The 19,142-nt window shown below is 61.6% G+C and carries 16 protein-coding genes and 1 pseudogene; 7 read left to right on the plus strand and 10 right to left on the minus strand.

The annotated features are described in order from the left end of the window. Positions 1-43: 43 nt before the first annotated feature. The gene (locus AVKW3434_RS14090; protein ID WP_284406351.1) at positions 44-571 is read right to left on the minus strand and encodes a hypothetical protein; all 528 of its coding nucleotides are present in this window, start codon (positions 569-571) and stop codon (positions 44-46) included. 113 nt (positions 572-684) lie between these two features. On the opposite strand from AVKW3434_RS14090, the gene AVKW3434_RS14095 reads away from it, so the two are divergent. Then, complete coding sequence (locus AVKW3434_RS14095) at positions 685-1,008, plus strand: hypothetical protein (RefSeq protein WP_284406352.1); 324 nt, start codon at positions 685-687, stop codon at positions 1,006-1,008. Between the two features lie 776 nt (positions 1,009-1,784). Here AVKW3434_RS14095 and AVKW3434_RS14100 read toward each other — a convergent pair. The 3 genes from AVKW3434_RS14100 to msuE form a co-directional block, all read right to left on the minus strand. Further along, positions 1,785-2,810: a methionine synthase gene (locus AVKW3434_RS14100; RefSeq protein ID WP_284406428.1), complete on the minus strand. Its 1,026-nt coding sequence runs from the start codon at positions 2,808-2,810 to the stop codon at positions 1,785-1,787. A 114-nt stretch (positions 2,811-2,924) separates the two neighbouring features. After that, a complete protein-coding gene (locus tag AVKW3434_RS14105; RefSeq protein ID WP_284406429.1) occupies positions 2,925-3,908 on the minus strand; it encodes a DUF1852 domain-containing protein in 984 nt (327 codons plus the stop codon). Between the two features lie 43 nt (positions 3,909-3,951). Then, positions 3,952-4,533 carry an FMN reductase gene (msuE, locus tag AVKW3434_RS14110; RefSeq protein ID WP_284406353.1) on the minus strand — a complete coding sequence of 194 codons (582 nt, stop codon included), beginning with the start codon at positions 4,531-4,533 and terminating at the stop codon, positions 3,952-3,954. 123 nt (positions 4,534-4,656) lie between these two features. Between msuE and AVKW3434_RS14115 the strand changes: the two genes are divergently transcribed. Beyond that, positions 4,657-5,574, plus strand: a complete 918-nt coding sequence (locus AVKW3434_RS14115) for a LysR family transcriptional regulator (protein WP_284406354.1) — start codon at positions 4,657-4,659, stop codon at positions 5,572-5,574. Between the two features lie 40 nt (positions 5,575-5,614). Here the strand turns inward: AVKW3434_RS14115 and AVKW3434_RS14120 are convergent, their stop codons facing one another. Genes AVKW3434_RS14120 through AVKW3434_RS14140 form a run of 5 tightly spaced genes read right to left on the minus strand, consistent with a single transcriptional unit; the run spans position 5,615 to position 11,910 of the window. Continuing rightward, the gene (locus tag AVKW3434_RS14120) at positions 5,615-6,475 is read right to left on the minus strand and encodes an isocitrate lyase/PEP mutase family protein (RefSeq protein WP_284406355.1); all 861 of its coding nucleotides are present in this window, start codon (positions 6,473-6,475) and stop codon (positions 5,615-5,617) included. A gap of 14 nt (positions 6,476-6,489) precedes the next feature. Continuing rightward, positions 6,490-7,683 carry a 2-methylaconitate cis-trans isomerase PrpF gene (gene prpF / locus AVKW3434_RS14125; protein WP_284406356.1) on the minus strand — a complete coding sequence of 398 codons (1,194 nt, stop codon included), beginning with the start codon at positions 7,681-7,683 and terminating at the stop codon, positions 6,490-6,492. A gap of 23 nt (positions 7,684-7,706) precedes the next feature. Further along, a complete protein-coding gene (gene acnD / locus AVKW3434_RS14130; protein ID WP_284406357.1) occupies positions 7,707-10,334 on the minus strand; it encodes a Fe/S-dependent 2-methylisocitrate dehydratase AcnD in 2,628 nt (875 codons plus the stop codon). A gap of 20 nt (positions 10,335-10,354) precedes the next feature. Continuing rightward, positions 10,355-11,518 carry a bifunctional 2-methylcitrate synthase/citrate synthase gene (gene prpC, locus AVKW3434_RS14135; RefSeq protein WP_284406358.1) on the minus strand — a complete coding sequence of 388 codons (1,164 nt, stop codon included), beginning with the start codon at positions 11,516-11,518 and terminating at the stop codon, positions 10,355-10,357. Further along, on the minus strand, positions 11,515-11,910 hold the full coding sequence (locus AVKW3434_RS14140) for an acyl-CoA thioesterase (RefSeq protein WP_284406430.1): 396 nt from the start codon (positions 11,908-11,910) through the stop codon (positions 11,515-11,517). The genes prpC and AVKW3434_RS14140 overlap by 4 nt, the downstream gene beginning before the upstream one ends. A 120-nt stretch (positions 11,911-12,030) precedes the next feature. Between AVKW3434_RS14140 and AVKW3434_RS14145 the strand changes: the two genes are divergently transcribed. The 3 genes and pseudogenes from AVKW3434_RS14145 to AVKW3434_RS14155 all read left to right on the plus strand — a co-directional run bounded on the left by AVKW3434_RS14145 (position 12,031) and on the right by AVKW3434_RS14155 (position 14,696). After that, positions 12,031-13,443, plus strand: coding sequence for a short-chain fatty acyl-CoA regulator family protein (locus AVKW3434_RS14145; protein ID WP_284406359.1), 1,413 nt, complete (start codon positions 12,031-12,033; stop codon positions 13,441-13,443). 304 nt (positions 13,444-13,747) lie between these two features. Continuing rightward, a pseudogene (locus tag AVKW3434_RS14150) lies at positions 13,748-13,957 on the plus strand (transposase); the annotation flags it as partial. A gap of 481 nt (positions 13,958-14,438) precedes the next feature. After that, a complete protein-coding gene (locus AVKW3434_RS14155; protein ID WP_284406360.1) occupies positions 14,439-14,696 on the plus strand; it encodes a DUF3325 family protein in 258 nt (85 codons plus the stop codon). Positions 14,697-15,245: 549 nt separating this feature from the next. Here AVKW3434_RS14155 and AVKW3434_RS14160 read toward each other — a convergent pair. Further along, positions 15,246-15,728: an Hcp family type VI secretion system effector gene (locus tag AVKW3434_RS14160; protein WP_272563871.1), complete on the minus strand. Its 483-nt coding sequence runs from the start codon at positions 15,726-15,728 to the stop codon at positions 15,246-15,248. Between the two features lie 630 nt (positions 15,729-16,358). Between AVKW3434_RS14160 and AVKW3434_RS14165 the strand changes: the two genes are divergently transcribed. Both AVKW3434_RS14165 and AVKW3434_RS14170 read left to right on the plus strand, forming a co-directional pair. Further along, positions 16,359-18,326 (plus strand): serine/threonine protein kinase, encoded by a 1,968-nt coding sequence (locus AVKW3434_RS14165; RefSeq protein ID WP_284406361.1) that lies wholly within the window; start codon positions 16,359-16,361, stop codon positions 18,324-18,326. Continuing rightward, positions 18,323-19,141 (plus strand): PEGA domain-containing protein, encoded by an 819-nt coding sequence (locus AVKW3434_RS14170; protein WP_284406362.1) that lies wholly within the window; start codon positions 18,323-18,325, stop codon positions 19,139-19,141. Before AVKW3434_RS14165 ends, AVKW3434_RS14170 begins: the two co-directional genes overlap by 4 nt. The last annotated feature ends 1 nt before the right edge of the window (position 19,142 follow it).

Genomic DNA, 19,142 nt, shown 5'->3' on the forward strand with positions numbered 1-19,142 from the left:
CTGACCGGCTCTCGCGGGAGCCCTCCCGCGCACCGATGGGCGATCAAGCGTACTTCGACTGCGAAGGGGCTGGGCCAAAGAAAAGACGTCGAACCTGCTTCTCGTACTCAGAGGCCGCCTTTTCGAACGCCTTCTGGCTTTTCGCGCTTGCTCGCGGCTTGCGCTTGGCGATTCCTCGATCGAAGCTGACCACTAAGTTGGATTGCCCCAGCTTCGTGAGTCCATCGCGGAATCGATCGGGTGACCGCACGATGTAGCGGGCTACGTCGGGCGGCACGGTGGTGCGTCCATCCGCTGCGTCGTCGAGTTCCTTCATCCGATGCGCGTACAGCTCGCTGAAGGCATCGACATGCCCCACCTCGTAGATGGCATCTAGTGCTTTCCACGTGCGTTCCCTGATGCTCTCCAGGAACGCCTCATCGAATTCCATCGTCGCCAGGCGCTCCAGCGTTGCTGGTTCAACATCCAGCAGCGGAAGTGGAGCGCCGATGATGGCCGCGAGCTCGTAGTGCGCTTCGATGACCTTAATTGCCTTCGTGAAATCCCTCCCCGATAGCCCATGCGTGTGCATGAAGTCGTCGCGGACGCTGACGAACGCAGTCGAACTTTTCCAGGAGTCGCGCGGGGGGAGGGCCCTGGCCAGGGCGCGAAGTTCCCATCGGACAGCTTGTCCGTGTACGTTCCTTGGCCGTATTCGTACGTGATCGCATCTGCCACCCGCTCAAATTCCTCACCTGCGGCGACCATCCGGGCAAAACCCTGGCCCAGAGCTTGGAGATTGATGATGCCTATCTCGGCGAGGTGTGTTTCGTCGCCCTTGCTCTTGCGGTATCGAAACGCCTCACCCGTTTTGTCTATCCGGGCGAATTCCGCGATGGCTGTCTCCAGTGGCGCGAGCAGCGCTGGAAGCCGGCGATCAGCGGTCGCACACAGTTCCTTCAACCTGTCCAGCAGATCGCCCAATACATGGGTCGAGTCCAGCACTATCGGCAGCGTGTTTCGCAGTGACGACACGCGGGCTATCTGCCGCTTGAGGAAGAGTTCGATGTGATGTCGGGCGCAGTACCCGATCGGGTAGATCAGCGCATCAACGTAAACCGCGACGTGCTCGTTCGAATCGGAGTCCACGTAACCTTGTTGCTTCGCGGTTGCGATGAGTGCCAGTGCGGCTTGCGCGAAGCCGGTGACGTACCCGTGGTCATCGTCGCTACCTGTGTTGTTCCCAACACAGGCGTTCAGGTCAGGACTGATGCCTACGTCAAATAATTTGGTTGTCATGTGGATCGTCTTCGCCGGCGTTGCGGACGGTACTGCCAAGGTGTGATGACGCTCCCGACGGCCCGCATCGCGGAGCGAAAGCCGTGGAGCGACAGAAGCCGTCGAGCATGGAGAATACAGTTGCAGGCTGCGGCGATACTTGACGATTGATGCGCTGGAGTTGCCGCCCCGCAAACCGAGTCCATCTCCCGCGCCAGTAAAAGCGCTCGTTTTTCGACGGTAGAAGTGACGGTAAAGTACGATGCCACGACCTTTAAAGCAAGCATCCATGCGGGTTCCCGGCCCTCGGAAACGATTGAGTGGGGGGGCAGGGCGCCTCAGCGTACTCCAGCGAAGCAGATCGTATTACCAGTTCCTGCCCAAAGGCGTCACGGCCGCGTTTCGCTGAGTCGGCAAAAGGAGCCTGAAAGTCTGGAAATCAACTTTGCAGGTTTGCGGTCGTTGGGGCATGAAGCGTCGTAATACTGCTTCACCACCAATCTCGGACAATAGGCAATCTGCATTGATCAAGCCTTGGTCAGCCGTTGCCTTGCCAATTTGGTTCCTTCTGCGAGCGCCTGCAGCTTGCGCCACGCCACATCCCGCCCCATCGGCGCCAGCCCGCAATTCGTGCACGGGAACAGCCGCTCCTTCGGCACGAACTCCAGCGCCCGGCCGATGGTGTCGGCCACTTCCTCGGCGGTTTCCACCACGTCGCTGGCCACATCGATCACGCCGACCATCACGTCCTTGCCGGCCAGCAGCCTCATGAGATCGGGGGGCACGTGGGAGTGGATGCATTCCAGGCTCACTTGGTCGATGCTGCTTTTGGCGAGCGCGGGGAACACCGCCTCGTACTGGCGCCATTCCTCGCCCAGCGTGCTTTTCCAGTCGGTGTTGGCCTTGATGCCGTAGCCGTAGCAGATGTGCACTGCCGTCGTGCAGGTGAGGCCCTGTGCTGCACGCTCGAGCGCCTTCACGCCCCAATCGGCGGCATCCTTCATGTAGACGTTGAAGGCGGGTTCGTCGAACTGAATGATGTCCACACCGTCTGCCTGTAGCGCGAGGGCCTCCTGGTTGAGCAGTTCGGCAAACGCGAAAGCCATCTTGACCTTGTCCCCGTAGAAGCGATCAGCCACGGTGTCGACGATGGTCATCGGTCCGGGCAGGGTGAACTTCAGCTTTTTCTTCGTGTGCGCGCGCGCCAGCTGTGCTTCGAAGGCATGCACGCGGCCTTTGAGGTGCAGCGCGGAGACAACCTGCGGCACCATCGCGTCGTAGCGGTTGTCGCGGATGCCCATCTTCACCTTGTGCTCGAAATCGATGCCTTCGACCTGTTCGAGGAAGCCGTGCACGAAGTGCTGCCGCGACTGCTCGCCGTCGCCCACGATGTCCAGGCCCGCGTCTTCCTGCGCCTTGATCCACAGCAGGGTGGCGTCGGCCTTGGCTTGGCGCAGTGCATCGCCTTCGGCCATCCATTGCGGCCAGAGTTTGTTGGTTTCTGCCAGCCAGGCTGGTTTCGGCAGGCTCCCGGCGACAGAGGACTCAAACAGCTGCGCGACACCGTGCGAATGCGAGTCGCTCAACGAGGGGAAGACAGAAGTGGAGGGGGACTGCATGGCAGGCAAAGGATTCTTCATGAAGGCGATCTGGATTTTGTGGATGGGTCAGTGCGCGAAATCGGCGGCCCATTCTTCAAGAACGTTTCTGTACGGCTTGATGAAATTTTCCTCCGTGAACTTGCCTTGTTTCACTGCCAGCTGGCCCCGTTCCTCTCGGTCGTAGACGATGCGGGTCAATGAGTAGTCCGAATTTCTCAGGCTGGGTTGATAGAGGCTCCCCGCTGCGGAATTGGCGTTGTAGATCTCCGGCCGATAGATTTTCTGAAAAGTCTCCATGGTGCTGATGGTGCCGATGAGCTCGAGATCGGTGTAGTCCCCCAGCAGATCACCGACAAAGTAGAAAGCCAACGGCGCGACGCTGTTTGGCGGCATGAAAAAGCGAACCCGCATACCCATCTTTTCGAAGTACCGGTCGGTCGGGGAACGCTCGTTCTGCTGGTATTCGGCGCCCAAGACAGGATGCCGATTGCCGGCCTGGTGGTAGGTCTTGCTGCTTGAAGCGCTGATGCAGATTACCGGCGGTTTGGCGAACCGTTTTTTGTAGGCATCCGAGCTCAGGAAGTGCTTGAAAAGCTTCCCATGCAGGTCGCCGAAATCAGTGGGAGTGCCGAACTCGGCGCTGTCGATGTTGTGCGCCGGAAGCACGACGCTGAAGTCGTAGTCACGTAGGTAGGATGAAAAATTGTTCCCGGCAATTCCGTCAATGCGTCTGCCGATTTGCTTGTCAACGATGTTCGGTTTCAGTATTTCAATCAGCGGGAACACGTCACTGCCGCTACCGGCGTCCATGTTCATCTCAACGGAGATGATTTCAAGCTCGACGGCATAGCGATCTCCCGTAGGGTTGTCCCAATGCGCCAAGCTGTTGAAACGGTTGTCGATCATCTTCAGGGTGTTGCGCAAGTTCTCCTGGCGACTGCTGCCGCGGGCCAGATTGGCGAAGTTGGTCGTGATGCGCGTGCTGTCTGATGGCTGGTAGTTTTCATCGAACCGGATGCTTTTGATGCTGAAGGTGAAGTGTTTGCTCATGATGATCAGGTGCACTGGTTTGATTTGAAGACCGCTGCTTGTTTCAGGTTTCGACCACTTCCTCTGCGGGGGCCGATCGTGCAAGGTGTGTCAATTCGAGCAGCGGCAAAGCGCGTTGGACTGCAAGTTGGGTTCTCTGAATCAAAGCCTTGCTCTGCAGCCGGTAGTCCGAGAAATCCTGGTCGGTCGCGTACACGCCCAACGGCAACGTGCGCGCCTGAAAGAAGCTGAACAGCGGCCGCAACTGGTGGTCGATCACCAAGGCATGGCGCTCGCTGCCGCCGGTGGCAGCCAGCAAGACCGGCTTGTCGATCAAGGCGTCCTGGTGAATGAAGTCAAAGAAGTGCTTGAACAGTCCCGTGTAGGAGCCACGGTAGACCGGTGTGGCCACCACCAGGACGTCGGCTTGCTCGACCGCGGCAAGTTCGCACTCCACCGCGTCGGGCAACTGGGAGCGCCAGACCGCGCCCGCAAAGTGCGGTGCGAGCTGGCCCAGCTCGACCAAGCGTTGCTCGCACGGAATCAAGTCGGCGATCAGATCCAGCACGTGCTCCGAAAGGGCCACGGCTTTGGAGGGACGTTGAAGTCCGCCGGAAACTGCTACTACGCGAAGTGGACGTGTCATCTTTGTGTGGCGATCAGGGTTTCTCAAACGTCCAGTAATCACGGAAAGGTTGAATCGTAGGATCGACGAACCGTGAAGTAAAATGGTTTTAATTCACGCATCCATGAATCTCACTCATTTGCCATGCTGGAGCGCGCTCATCTTTCCATCGTCCAAGAAGTGGACAAGCAAGGCTCACTCACCGCTGCCGCCGAGGTGCTGCACCTGACGCAGTCGGCGCTGAGCCACTCGATCCGCAAGCTGGAAGCCCAGATGGGCACCGAAATCTGGCAACGCGAAGGGCGCAGCCTGCGGCTGACGCAGGCGGGCCAGTACCTGCTGGCGGTGGCCAACCGGGTGCTCCCGCAGCTGGATCTGGCCGAGGAACGCTTGCGCCAGTTTGCGCAGGGCGAGCGCGGGTCGCTGCGTATCGGCATGGAATGCCACCCCTGCTACCAATGGCTGCTGAAGGTGGTGTCGCCCTACCTGGCGAGCTGGCCCGACGTGGACGTCGACGTGAAGCAGAAATTCCAGTTTGGCGGCATTGGCGCGCTCTTCGGTTACGAGATAGACCTGCTGGTCACCCCCGACCCGCTCTACAAGCCCGGTCTGCGCTACGAACCCGTGTTCGACTATGAGCAGGTGCTCGTGGTGCCGCGCGGCCACCGCCTGGCCAACGTGCCTTACGTGAAGCCCGCACAGCTAACGCAGGAGGTGCTGGTGACGTATCCGGTCGCCACCGACCGGCTGGACATCTACAACATGTTTCTCATGCCCGCCGGCGTGGCGCCCAGGCGCCACAAGGCGATCGAGACCACCGACATCATGTTGCAGATGGTCGCGAGCGACCGCGCGGTGGCTGCACTGCCACGCTGGCTGGTCGAGGAGTATGCCCAGAAGATGGACATCGTTCCCGTGCGGCTGGGCCCGCGCGGCATCGCCAAGCAGATCTTCCTGGGCGCGCGGGAAGCGGACACCGACATCAATTACCTGAAGGCCTTTGTCGAACTCGCACGGCAATCAGGCGGTCTTGTCGACAAGGGGCAGGCCCCGGCCCTGTGACACGGCCGTGCCGCCCCGCGACCTTCCACAGGAGGCCGCATCACGTGTAGCGCTTCTCCAGCGCGTCCCACTCCGGCTTGTTGACCAGGCGTTGGCGCTCGGCAAAGGTCGCCACCAGTCCGCTGGATTCCTGCACTTCCTTCTCGTCGCGCAGCACGGTCAGTGCCTTCTGCATGCCGGCCACCGCACCCTGTAGCGCGGCATTGGCATACAGCACGATGCCATAGCCCAGCTCACCCAGGTCCGTGGCATTGAAGATAGGCGTCTTGCCGCCGATCACCATGTTCATCAATTGCGGCTTGACCAGACGCCGGGGCAGCGCGCGAATCTCATCGGGAGTGGTCACGGCCTCAACGAAGAGGATGTCCGCACCGGCCTCGGCGAATTTTTGCGCCCGTTCGACAGCGGCTTCGAACCCGTGCGTGGCGGCCGCGTCGGTGCGAGCCATTATCAGGAGATCAGCATCTTGGCGCGCATCGACGGCTGCCTTGATCTTGCTGACGGCCTCTTCTGTGGAGATCACTTCCTTGCCCGAGAAATGGCCGCAGCGCTTCGGCGCCACTTGGTCCTCGAACTGGATGCAGTCGGCGCCGGCACGTTCGAGCGTGCGGACGGTGTGCCGCACGTTCAGTGCATTGCCGAAGCCGGTGTCGGCATCGACGATCAGCGGCACGCTGACCGCGTCGCGGATGCGCGCTGTGTGATCGGCGATGTCCGATAGGCCCATGAAGCCCTGGTCAGGCATGCCAAACCACATGTTGGTGACACCGGCGCCGGTAATGTAGATCGCCTTGAAGCCCAGGTCTTCGACGACCTTTGCGGACAGCGCATTGAATGCGCCGGGAACGATCAGGCCGCGGCGAGCCTCGGCGAAGGACTTGAGTTGCTTGCGGGTGGACATTCGAGAAATTCCGATCAGAAACTGTCGCCGGGAATACGTACCCAGCCTTCCATCAATACGCGGGCGCTGCGGCTCATCAAGGCCTTGGTGACCACCCATTCGCCGTCGACCTTGCTCGCCTCGGCGCCCACACGCAGCGTTCCCGAGGGATGACCGAAGCGCACGGCCTGGCGCTCGCCGCCGCCGGCCGCGAGGTTCACCAGCGTGCCGGGTATGGCGGCGGCCGTGCCGATGGCCACGGCTGCGGTGCCCATCATGGCGTGGTGCAGCTTGCCCATCGACAGCGCGCGCACCAACAGGTCGATGTCCGCAGCGGCCACTGCCTTGCCGCTGGACGCCGTGTAGTCCTTGGGCGGCGAAACGAAAGCCACCTTGGGCGTGTGCTGGCGCCTGGCCGCTTCATCTACGTGATTGATCAAGCCCATCTTCACCGCGCCGTGCGCGCGGATGGTCTCGAACATGGCGATGGCATTGGTGTCGCTGTTGATGGCGTCCTGCAGTTCGGTGCCGGTGTAGGCGATGTCGGCGGCGTTGACGAAGATGGTGGGGATGCCCGCGTTGATCAGCGTGGCGCGCAACGTGCCCACGCCCGGCACGTCGAGGTCTTCGACAACTTTGCCCGTCGGGAACATCACGCCACTGCCTTCACCGTCCCCTTCGTCGGCCGGCTCGATGAACTCCAGTGGCACTTCGGCCGCTGGGAAGGTCACGCCATCGAGTTCGAAGGTGCCGGTTTCCTGCACCTGGCCAGCGGTGATGGGCACGTGCGCGATGATGGTCTTGCCGATGTTGGCCTGCCAGATGCGAACGAGGCACGAGCCGTTTTCCGGGATGCGCGCCGGTTCGACGAGGCCCTGCGCAATCGCGAACGGCCCGACCCCCGCCGACAGGTTGCCGCAGTTGCCCGACCAGTCGACGAACGCACTGTCGATGGAAACCTGGCCGAAGAGGTAGTCGACATCGTGGTCCGGCCGCGTGGAGCGCGACAGGATGACCGCCTTGGAGGTGGACGAGGTGGCCGCGCCCATGCCATCAATCTGCTTGGCGTAGGGATCGGGGCTGCCGATGACGCGCAGCAGCAGCGCGTCGCGCGCGGGACCGGGCTGGCGCGCCGCTGCGGGCAGGTCCTGCAGGCGAAAGAACACGCCCTTGCTGGTGCCGCCACGCATGTAGACGGCGGGTATCTTAATTTGGGGTGCAGATGCCATGGCGATGAGGAGGGTGGTTGTCTTCAAGCGACCGACTTGTTCGCGGCCAGGAAGTCTTGCGCAAAACGCTGCAGCACGCCGCCGGCTTCGTAGATCGACACTTCTTCCGCCGTGTCCAGGCGGCAGGCCACCGGAACTTGCAAGGTCTCGCCGCTGCGGCGGTGAACGACCAATGTCAGGTCGGCGCCCGGCGCGGGCTTGCCGACGACGTCGAAGGTCTCGGTGCCGTCCAGGCCCAGCGTGAGGCGCGTGGTAGCGGGCTTGAACTCAAGCGGCAGCACGCCCATGCCCAGGAGGTTGGTTCGGTGGATGCGCTCGAAGCCTTCGGCCACCACGGTTTCCACACCCGCCAGTCGCACCCCTTTGGCAGCCCAGTCGCGAGACGAACCCTGGCCGTAGTCGGCACCGGCCACGATGATCAACGGCTGCCTGCGGTTCAGATAGGTTTCGATGGCTTCCCACATTCGCACGATTTGCCCCTCGGGTTCGATGCGCGTGAAGGAACCCTTCTGCTGCACTCCGTCGACCACCGCCATTTCGTTGACGAGTTGCGGGTTAGCTAAGGTGGCGCGCATCGCCGTCAGGTGGTCGCCTCGATGCGTGGCATAGGAGTTGAAGTCCTCTTCCGGCAGGCCCATCATGTGCAGGTACTCGCCGGCGGCGCTGTCCATGAGGATGGCGTTGGAAGGCGAGAGATGGTCCGTCGTGATGTTGTCGGGCAGGATGGCCAGCGGCCGCATGGCGCGCAGTGTGCGCGGCACGGCCGCCAGTGCCCCCACGCCCTCGCTGTCCCAGTAAGGCGGGCGGCGAATGTAGGTCGACTGCGGCCGCCAGTCGTACTGCGGACTCACTTTTTCTCCGCTGTCGGCATGAATCGCGAACATGGGTTCGTAGACCTTCCGGAACATCTCGGGCCGCACCGACGCCGCGACGATGGCGTCGATTTCCGAGTCGCTTGGCCACAGGTCGTGCAGGCGGATCTCCTTGCCGTCAACGACGTCCAGCACGTCGCGCTCGATGTCGAAGCGCATGGTGCCCGCGATGGCGTAGGCCACCACCAGCGGCGGCGAGGCGAGGAAGGCCTGCTTCGCAAAGGGGTGGATTCGGCCGTCGAAGTTGCGGTTGCCAGAAAGCACCGCCGTGGCGTACAGGTCGCGCTCGATGATCTCGTTCTGGATCTTCGAATCCAGCGCGCCGGACATGCCGTTGCAGGTGGTGCACGCGAAGCCCACGATGCCAAAGCCGAGCTGCTCCAGGTCGTGCAGCAGGCCGGCGTCGTGCAGGTACAGCTCCACCGCCTTGGACCCCGGTGCCAGCGACGACTTGACCCACGGTTTGCGCTTGAGTCCCAATCGGTTCGCGTTGCGCGCGAGCAGCGCGGCGGCAATCACGTTGCGGGGGTTCGAGGTGTTGGTGCAAGAGGTGATGGCCGCGATGATCACCGCGCCATCGGGCATCAGGCCTGCGGCCTCCTGCTGCCGGGCATCGGCCAGGCCCACCGCGATGTTGCGCTCCGCCAGTTGCGATGTCGGCAGCCGGCGGTGCGGATTGGAAGGGCCGGCCATGCTGCGTACGACGCTCGACAGGTCGAAGCTCAGCACGCGCTCGTAGACCGCCGTCTTCAGCGCATCGCCCCAGAAGCCGGCCGTTTTCGCGTAGGTCTCGACCAACGCGACCTGCGTGTCTTCACGACCCGTGAGCCGCAAGTAGGTGAGCGTCTGCTCGTCGATGTAGAAGAGCGCGGCGGTGGCGCCGTACTCTGGGCACATGTTGGAGATGGTGGCGCGGTCGCCGATCGTCAGGCCCTGCGTGCCTTCGCCGAAGAACTCCAGGTACGCACCGACCACTTTTTCCTTGCGCAGGAACTCGGTGAGCGACAGCACGATGTCGGTGGCGGTGATGCCCGGCTGGCGCCGGCCGGTGAGCTCCACGCCGACGATGTCGGGCAGCCGCATCCACGAGGCGCGGCCCAGCATCACGTTCTCGGCCTCTAAGCCGCCTACACCCACCGCGATCACCCCCAGTGCATCGACGTGGGGCGTGTGGCTGTCTGTGCCCACGCAGGTGTCGGGGAAGGCCAGGCCGTCCTGCACGTAAACCACCGGCGACATCTTTTCCAGGTTGATCTGATGCATGATCCCGTTCCCCGCCGGAATCACCTCCATGTTGGCGAAGGCGCGCTTCGTCCACTCGATGAAGTGAAAGCGGTCCTCGTTGCGCCGGTCTTCGATGGCCCGATTCTTCTCGAAGGCCTGCGGATCGAACCCGCCGCACTCCACGGCCAGAGAATGGTCGACGATGAGTTGCACCGGCACCACCGGGTTCACCTGCGCCGGGTCGCCGCCTCCGGCCGCGATGGCGTCGCGCAGGCCAGCCAGGTCCACCAGCGCCGTCTGGCCCAGGATGTCGTGGCACACCACGCGCACGGGAAACCAGGGAAAGTCGCGATCACGCCGGCGCTCGATGAGCTGCATCAGGCAGTCGTTCAGGATGGCGGCGTCGCAGCGCCGGACCAGGTTCTCGGCATGCACGCGTGCTGTATACGGCAGCCGCGCCCAAGCACCGGCCTGCAGCGCGTCGACGGCGGCGCGGGCGTCGATGTAGTCCAGTGCGGTGCCGGACAGCGGTTTGCGAAATTCTTCGTGGGGCATGAGCATGTGCATTGAATTGCTCAGTGGCGTTCTTCGATCGGCAGAAACTTCAAATCCTCTGGGCCGGTGTAGTTGGCACTGGGGCGAATGATCTTGTTGTCCGCGCGCTGTTCGATCACATGCGCGGCCCAACCGCTGGTGCGCGCGATCACGAACAGCGGTGTGAACATGGCCGTCGGCACGCCCATCATGTGATAGCTCACCGCGCTGAACCAGTCCAGGTTCGGGAACATCTTCTTGACTTCCCACATGACCGATTCCAGCCGCTCGGCGATGTCATACATCTTGGTGGTGCCCGCCCCGTCGGACAGGCGCTTGGCCACACCCTTGATGACCACGTTGCGCGGATCGCTCACCGTGTAGACCGGGTGGCCGAAGCCAATCACGACCTCCTTCGCCTCGACGCGGCGGCGGATGTCGACCTCGGCCTCGGCCGGGTTGTCATAGCGCTTCTGGATCTCGAAGGCCACCTCGTTCGCACCGCCATGCTTGGGGCCGCGCAGTGCACCGATGGCACCGGCGATCGCCGAGTGCATGTCGCTGCCGGTGCCTGCGATCACACGCGCGGCGAAGGTCGATGCGTTGAATTCGTGTTCGGCATAGAGGTTCAGCGAGGTGTGCATGGCGCGCTCCCACTCGGCACTGGGCTTCTTGCCGTGCAGCAGGTGCAGGAAATGCGCGCCGATGGAGTCGTCGTCGGTTTCCAGTTCGATGCGCTTGCCCTGCGAAGACCAGTGATACCAATACAGAAGCATTGAGCCCAGTGATGCCATCAACCGGTCGGCAATGTCGCGCGCGCCGGGCGTGCCGTGGTCGTCCTTCTCGGGCAAGGTGCAGCCCAGAGCAGAGACGCCGGTGCGCATCACGTCCATAGGGTGGGCGTTGGCGGGGATCTGCTCCAACGCCCGCTTCACGCTGGCCGGCACGCCGCGCATCGCCTTCAGCTTGGCCTTGTAGGCGGCGAGTTCGGCGCGCGTCGGCAGTTTGCCATGCACCAGCAAGTGGGCGATTTCCTCGAACTCGCAGACCGCGGCGACGTCCAGAATGTCGTACCCACGGTAGTGCAGGTCGTTGCCAGAGCGGCCCACGGTGCACAGCGCGGTATTGCCGGCGGTGACGCCGGAGAGAGCGACGGACTTCTTGGGTTTGAAGGCAGGTGCGGTGGTTTCGGTCGTGGTGGTCATGCTGTTTCCTTGTCCAGATAAGAGCGATCAATAGGGGCCGGGCGACCGGAGGCATCGACTGCCACCATCTCGAACACGCCCTTGAGGACTTCTTCCGCCGGGATGCCCGGCTTGTCGGCGATGCCGGTCACGCAAACAGTCATCGAACTGCGGCCGATGCGGCTGATCCAGCCGCGCAGGATGAGCTGGTAACCCACCGGCACCGGCGAAAGAAAGTCCACATGGGTCACGCTGGCCATCACGACCTCCTTCTGCGCCAGCCCGCGTGCTGCCAGAAAGGCCGCCTTGGCCATCAATTGCAGCCCTTGCCCGGCGAAGAGCGTGTTGTGGTGATTGGCTTGCAACGGCAGCACCAGTTCGCGCAGTTCAGTGGTTCCGGCGGGTGTTGTCATGTTTCGCAATTTACGCAGAAAATGCGCTTCACAGAAGGACTGAAAGGGCAAAGACTTGCGAACGAAATTCAGCAAAATTGCGAATTTTGCGAAGTTGAGCGAGCTCGGCCTGTCAACACAATGAAGAAAACGTTCATGGGGGTACGACTGCGCAAGCTGCGCGCCGAGCGCGGGATGTCCCAAACCGCTATGGCCAATGCGCTTGGGCTTTCCCCCAGCTACCTGAACCAGTTGGAGCAGAACCAGCGGCCACTCACCGTGGCCGTCCTGTTGAAGATCGACAGAGCGCTTGGCATCAACATCCAAGAGTTCTCGGAGGACGAGGAAGCGCGTCTGATCGCCGGCATGCGTGAAGCGCTGGCCGATGCGACTGAACCGGTATCGCTTCCAGAACTCAAGGAGGTGGCGTCGCAGATGCCCGCGTTGGGACGCGCGTTGATTGCCCTGCATCGGCGCAGCCTCGAGGTGCAGGAGCATCTCGAGACGATCGCGGTGCGCATGGGCGACGACCGTTCGGACATCACTTCAGCACGGGCTATGCCCTTCGAGGCGGTGCGCGACTTCTTTTTTGCGCATCAGAACCACTTTGAAGAAATCGACCGGAACGCCGAGGCATTGGCCGCTGAAGCGGGTGTGCGCGGCGCACTCTTGGCCGACTGGCTGGTGCAGCGCCTGCTTCAGCGTCATAAGGTGCGCGTGATTCAGCTGTCCGACGAATTTGGTGGCAAGCGGCAGTACGACCCCGCGCACCGTACGTTGCGCGTGTCGGCGGCACTTGACCCGGCCCAACAGGTTTTTCAGCTCGTGACGCAACTGGCACTCATTGAGCAGGCAGGCGCGATCGACTCTCTCGTCTCTGGCCACGCGTTGCTGCACGATGCGCCTTCCAAAAAGTTGGCACGCGTTGGTCTGGCCAACTACTTCGCTGGCGCGATGCTGCTGCCGTACGGACAGTTTCTCGGCGAAGCCGAGCGGCTTCGCTACGACATCGATCTGCTGGGAAAACAGTTCGCCGTCGGCTTCGAGACGGTCTGCCACCGGCTCAGCACCTTGCAGCGTCCGGGCGCCCCGGGCGTCCCGTTCTTTTTTGTTCGGGTCGACCGAGCCGGCAACATCTCCAAACGGCAGTCTGCAACGCACTTCCACTTCAGCCGCACAGGCGGCACCTGCCCGCTTTGGAATGTCTATGAAGCCTTTGCGCAGCCGGGCCGCATGCTGCCCCAGTTGGCCTCCATGCCCGATGGCCGCTGCTACCTTTGGATTGCACGAACCGTGACGAGCAATGAAGGCGCGTACGGCTCGCCACAGCGCATCTTTTCCATCGGTCTGGGGTGTGACGTTCGCCATGCTTCCCGGCTGGTCTACGCTCGCGGACTGGATCTGCGAGACCCGACGGCGGCTACCCCGATTGGCATGGGTTGCAAGGTCTGCGAACGCATCGAATGCCGGCAGCGCGCGTTTCCGTTCGTCGGACGTTCGTTGGACGTGGACGAAAATCAGAGCCACCTAACGCCGTACGGCATGACGCGATAAATGTGACTTGCTAAGGACTGACGGCCGTATGTAGTGCTTTGGCATGCGACCGCTTGGTGGCTTAAAGCGGCCAATCTTTGGGCTGGGTGGCAGGCCGCAACCAGTGGCGGATTCAACTGGTCGATGCAACACACTAACCGCTGCAGAGGCAGAAGGAGTGTTGCATATGAAGTATCGGACACGAACCTACTTCACGGACGCCCAGAAGACATTGATGTGGGAGCGCTGGAAGGAAGGCTGGATGCTTCACCAGATTGGCCATCTATTTGTTTGACCTCATACTTCTATCCAGACCATCTTGTCGAAGACGGATGGGCAGATCGCGGATGCCGTATCGATCTGCGAGCGCCCCGCATCTGTCGAAGATCGGGCGGTGCCTGGCCATTGGGAGGGTGACAAGGTGTCCGGCAGCGGCAACAGCCAGATCGCCACGTTGGTCGAGCGACAGACGCGATACGTGATGCTGGTCAAACTCGAGGGCAAAGACTCGCAGTCGGTCGTCAACGCGCTGATCGCCACGCTCGCCATCCTGATTGCCAACCGGCTGTTGCCCGAGACGCAGTTGGCCGGGTGGCTACAGGGCTTGCAGAACACAGGCGACCTGGAGCGGTACCTGTTCTGGGGCGCCTGGGTGATGGCGATGCTGCATGCCTTTGTGCGCAGCGCGCCGATGGCGCAGGGCCGCATAAGCCTCGCGTGGCGCGATCAATGCTGGGCCGTGGCGACGATGGCCGTGACCGCCGTGCTGCTCAACTCGGTGCCCACGGGCGACAACCTCGTCAAGACGCTGGGCGAACGTTACTGGCCGGTGGCCGGCGTGGACCCGTTCCTGCTGGCGAGCGCGGCGGCGGCCATGCTGGCGGCGCGCAAGCTCAAGGCGCGCAGCGAAGCCACTGCGCAGGCCCAGCGCGCGGAGGCGGTTCATACGTGAAGCTGCATTGCTGGCGGCTGCGCTGGCGTTGAATGGGGAAGGCATGGCTTAGTTGGCACTGGCCATGGACATGCACTGGGCGCAGGTGCGCCGCGATGCATCGTCTCGCGCAGCGGTTTGGCGGCTGCGCGCGCTGGGCGCGCTCGGCACGCTGGCAGCGCTGGCAGCGCTGGCGCTGTGCTTGTGGGTGGATCACGCTTTGATGGCCTTGCTGGTGTGGGTGATGGCCCTTGCAGCCTCGGCCTTGATGGTGGTGTTCACGATGACCTGGCGTCCGCACTGGCTGCGCTTGATGGCATGGGTATGCGCCAAGAAGAATTGACGATGCTGAGGGTCAAATCGCAGGCGCTTCACGGCGCGCGTGGTGCGCTGCATCAATCTTTGCTGCCGGCGTGCTGGCAATCCGTGTGTCATTGAATCCGCGGGAGAGATCCCTCGAGGGGCTGAGGTAAAGAATTTTCCGAAAGCCGTAGGCTGGAGAAGGCTCAGTAGTACAGTGGTGCGCCGTTGCGCAGCGTTTCACCGAGAAGGTGAAGGTGACGGTAAAAGCGACGGTATAGAGTTCATTAAAACCGCCAGATCCCTTTAACCATGCGGGTTAGCGAGACCTATTGATGATCGAGTGGGAGTGAACTGGCCCTCGATGGCTATGGAGCGAATGTCCCATTGCCAGGGGCATCTAAACCGCTGGCGGTTGGTTCTGATTTGCGTCTTTGACTTTCGTTCGGGGCGCAATTTATAACGGTCAGGCGTGTATGGATATAGCCTACGATAAGTTGGGTTCGACTCCGAATAATGGATCGTCGAAGAAAAAAGCAAGCCATAAAAAAAGCCACACGAATGTGGCTTTTTTTGTTGGTCAAGAAGCGTATTAGGCTTCCTTGTTTTCCTTGATGTTGAAGCCCATTTGGCTTTCCGCACCCTTGCCGCCTTGGTTGGTTTGTTCCCAGTACTGGGTCTTGACCTTGGCTGCCTGAAAGGCATAGTTCACCAGGACAGAGTCGCTGCCGTCGGTGCCGCTGACGGTCACGCTGGTCACCATCACGTCGGTCAGGGTGATCTTGCCGAATTCGATTTGCGTGCCGCCGGCCTTGCAAAGCGAGATTTCCACTTGGCCCAAGTGCTTGCCGGTGGAGCAGTGCTTGAGCACGGCCGGATAGCACTTGTCGATGGAGGCCACGATGTTCAGGTCATGGAAGGTGACCTTGCCGGCGCCGGCACCACCGCCGCTGGCCATGGAGTTCGGCTGGGTGGCACCCCAGGTGAACGAGTTGATGTCAGTCCAGCCCTTGTGGTTGGAGTCTTGCGACTCACCGCTGGCGCCTTCGACCTTCATGAACATATCGACTGACATTATTGCTTCTCCTGTAGTTGCGATGTTTGGTACGCAAAGTCAATGAAAAGTCTGCGGGCCCTTCAACAGACGGGACGCGCTGACCTGAAGAAACAGTCACTGTGTAGAAAGGCAACAAGAGGAGAAGATAAATGCCTGTGCGGGCGATCTCCCTCTGGACCGCGATTGCGATGCCGATCCGTGATCTGTTTATCTGCCGGCGATCATAAGAGTGCCGCGTGTCATTTCGGTGATACAAGTTCGGACTAATTGGCGCCCCAAAGAAACAGAAGAAACAATTTGTTTTGTGGTTTGAATTGGCTTCAATAGGTAACGGGTTTACCGCATGTGAAGGTAGACTCGCCACTTCCAAAAAATGGGCGTGATGGCAAGGGGTCTTGTTTTGGATGCTGCGATCTGAGGGGTCTACAGCGTCCCGGGCCTATCGCTGTTCTATGATGCTGCGGCAGCACGCCAGGGCTAGGCCCGGGTCGTGCGTGCAGGAACCCCGTCCACAATCCCGCTTGGCCTGTTTGGCGGCAAGTGCCCCTGCTTTTCATCTCTGCCTTGGGGCTCGGTGCGCAGGGCACTCAGAGTTGACTTGATTCGTTCTTCAACTTCCACGACATAGATGCGCAAAAGCGTGAAAACATGCACAAGGAAATAAGTGGTTCGGCGAACTGCCTGGCTCCCGGTGTCCAGGTTGGTGAATACCGACTGAGCGATGTCATTGGAGAGGGCGGCTTTGGCATCGTCTACCGGGCCAGAGACTTGAGTCTTGATCGCATCGTGGCGATCAAGGAGTACATGCCATCGACGTTGGCGGGCCGCAAGGAGTCCAATCAGATCCACGTCCGCTCCCAGCACCGCGGTGCTTTCGATGCGGGGCTGCGCAGTTTCATCAACGAAGCGCGTCTGTTGGCGAAGTTCTCGCATCCTGCGCTGGTGCATGTCTATCGCTTCTTTGAGGCGAACGGTACTGCATATATGGTCATGCAGTATTACGAAGGCCAGACTTTCCGGACGTTTTTGAACCAGCAGCCGAAGGCCATGGACGAACAATGGCTGTCGACCATTATCGCCCCCATCCTCGATGTGCTGGAGATGTTGCACGCTGCGGACTGCTATCACCGGGACATCGCGCCGGACAACATCTTCCTGCAATCTTCCGGCATGCCGGTGCTGCTGGATTTCGGTGCAGCGCGTCGAATCATCGGGGACATGACCCAGGCCCTGACCATGGTCTTGAAGCCGGGCTTTGCGCCCATCGAACAGTACGTTGATGACGGCGCCATGCCGCAAGGCGCCTGGACGGACATCTACCAGTTGGGAGCGTTGCTTTATCTCTCGATCACCGGTCGCCCGCCCGCGACGTCGGTGGCTCGGATGATCAACGATCCGGTGTCCACCCTCGTGCCTGAAAACTGTCCAGGTTTCAGTGCCAGATTCCTCAGTGGCGTGCACCACGCTTTGGCGATCAAACCCCAGGACCGCCCGCAGTCCATCGGCGATCTGCGGCACCTCCTGGGTTTGAAGGCGGTCACCTTGTCGTGGCCCAGCTCCGGTTTGATGGGTCTCAGCGCGGCCGAGGAAAGTGATCCTTCGATGGATGCGCCCGTGCACGTCCCATCGGCGGTCGCGGCTCCGGCGGCATTTACTGCACCGCAGCCTCCTGCAGAGGCCGTTGCGCCGGTCGCTCCGCACCCCGATGCGCGGCATGGCGCCGTGCCCAGCGAGGCACATGCCCCCGTTGTATCCGGCTTGGATACCACGCACCAGCACCGCCCATCCACCGAAGTTCGGCCCTCCAAGGCTGCCAGTGCGCCGGTGCATGCGCCGCCATCGCCCTCTGCAGAGTCATCTGCGAAAGCGCATTCCCGGAAAACCAAGCTTGCAACCAGCCAGCAAGGTTCCGGGCACACACCGCCCACCAAGCGCCCCGTGTGGCTGATTCCTGCATTGGGCTTCGCTGCGTTGGTTGTTGTGGCAGGCGGCGCATGGTGGATCACCAGCGGTGACGACGCCGCAAAGACGGCGGCCGTGGCCCAGGATGCCCAGGAATCGGACCAGTGGATGCTGGCCGCCCGCATCAATACGCCCGATTCGTTGCGGACTTATTTGAGTCTTTTTCCCAATGGTGCGCACCGTGCTGAAGCCGAAGAACGAATCGCTGCGCTGACGTCGGCCGTGGCGCCGGCCTCCGCTCCCGTGGCGCAGCAGGCCCCGGCTTCGGCGCCCGTGGTCGCCGCATCGGCACCCATGGTGGTGGCGGATGTTGCGCCCGCGAAGGTGCCTCCCGCATCCGTGCCGACGCCGGCGGCTTCGGCCCCGGCAGCGCCGAGTGCTCTGCCCACGCCTGAAGAGGCGGCGCGTGTGCCTGCGCAGGCTACCCGCACGGCAGATGCCGAGAACAAAGGCAAGATTATTTTGCGCGTCATGCCATGGGGGAACGTGTCCGTCGACAGGGTTCCCGCAGGAACGACTCCACCATTGACCCAGTTGACCCTGTCCGAGGGACTTCACCGCATCGATATCTCCAACCCGGTGGCACCCACCGTGACACAGATGGTGTTGGTGAAAAAGGGCGAGTCGGTCGTTTTAACGCACAAGTTCGAATGATGCATTTCAGGCCATTCATTGCGCTTGGACGCGTTGCTTATCTGGTGGCGATGATTCACGCGCCGTTGCTCCACGCCGCTGCAGATTGCGACGAAAAGGCTGCACCAAGCAGGGCTGAAACGTCCCCGATCAACACCGGTCGGCAATATCTGGGTCAAGGCATTGCGCTGTTTGACGCCAAAGACTTTCAGACCGCCGAGCGGGCGTTTCAATCGGCCTTGTTTGCCGGCCTTCCGGATGGACAGGAGCGCGCGTCAGCGCATAAGTATTTGGCATTCATCTATTGCACGAACGGAGAGGGCAAGCGCTGCGAATCGGAATTCGACGCGGCGTTCGCAGTACGCCCTTCCTTCAAGATCGATGGTTATGAACTCAACAACACGCCCTGGCGCAGCGCTTATTTCCGTTCGCAGGCACGATGGGCCACCCGCTGCGATAAACCGGTGCTGGATGCCTCTGCAGACCCTGGGACAACACCCGGCACTGCCCGTGCCGCGGATGCGGTCGCCGCAGCCGCGATTCCCGCATCCCGGGTGACTGCCGCTCAGACATCGAATTCCGTGCCGGTCAGCTCGCTGTTCAAGACCGCAGAGAAAGACGCCGCATTCAATGTCCGCATTCGGCTGTCGCCCTGGGGCCAAGTGCAAGTCGATGGCAAGGCGATGGGGGTGAGTCCTCCATTGACACAGTTGAAGTTGCCGGCTGGCTCCCATTCGCTGGAGTTGTCTAATCCAGGCTTTGAAACCGTTAAGAAAGTGATCACGGTCATCGATGGTGAAACGTTCACCATCGAACATGATTTTGATGCGAGGTAGC

It is taken from the genome of Acidovorax sp. SUPP3434, from assembly GCF_030159015.1.
Taxonomy (GTDB): domain Bacteria; phylum Pseudomonadota; class Gammaproteobacteria; order Burkholderiales; family Burkholderiaceae_C; genus Paracidovorax.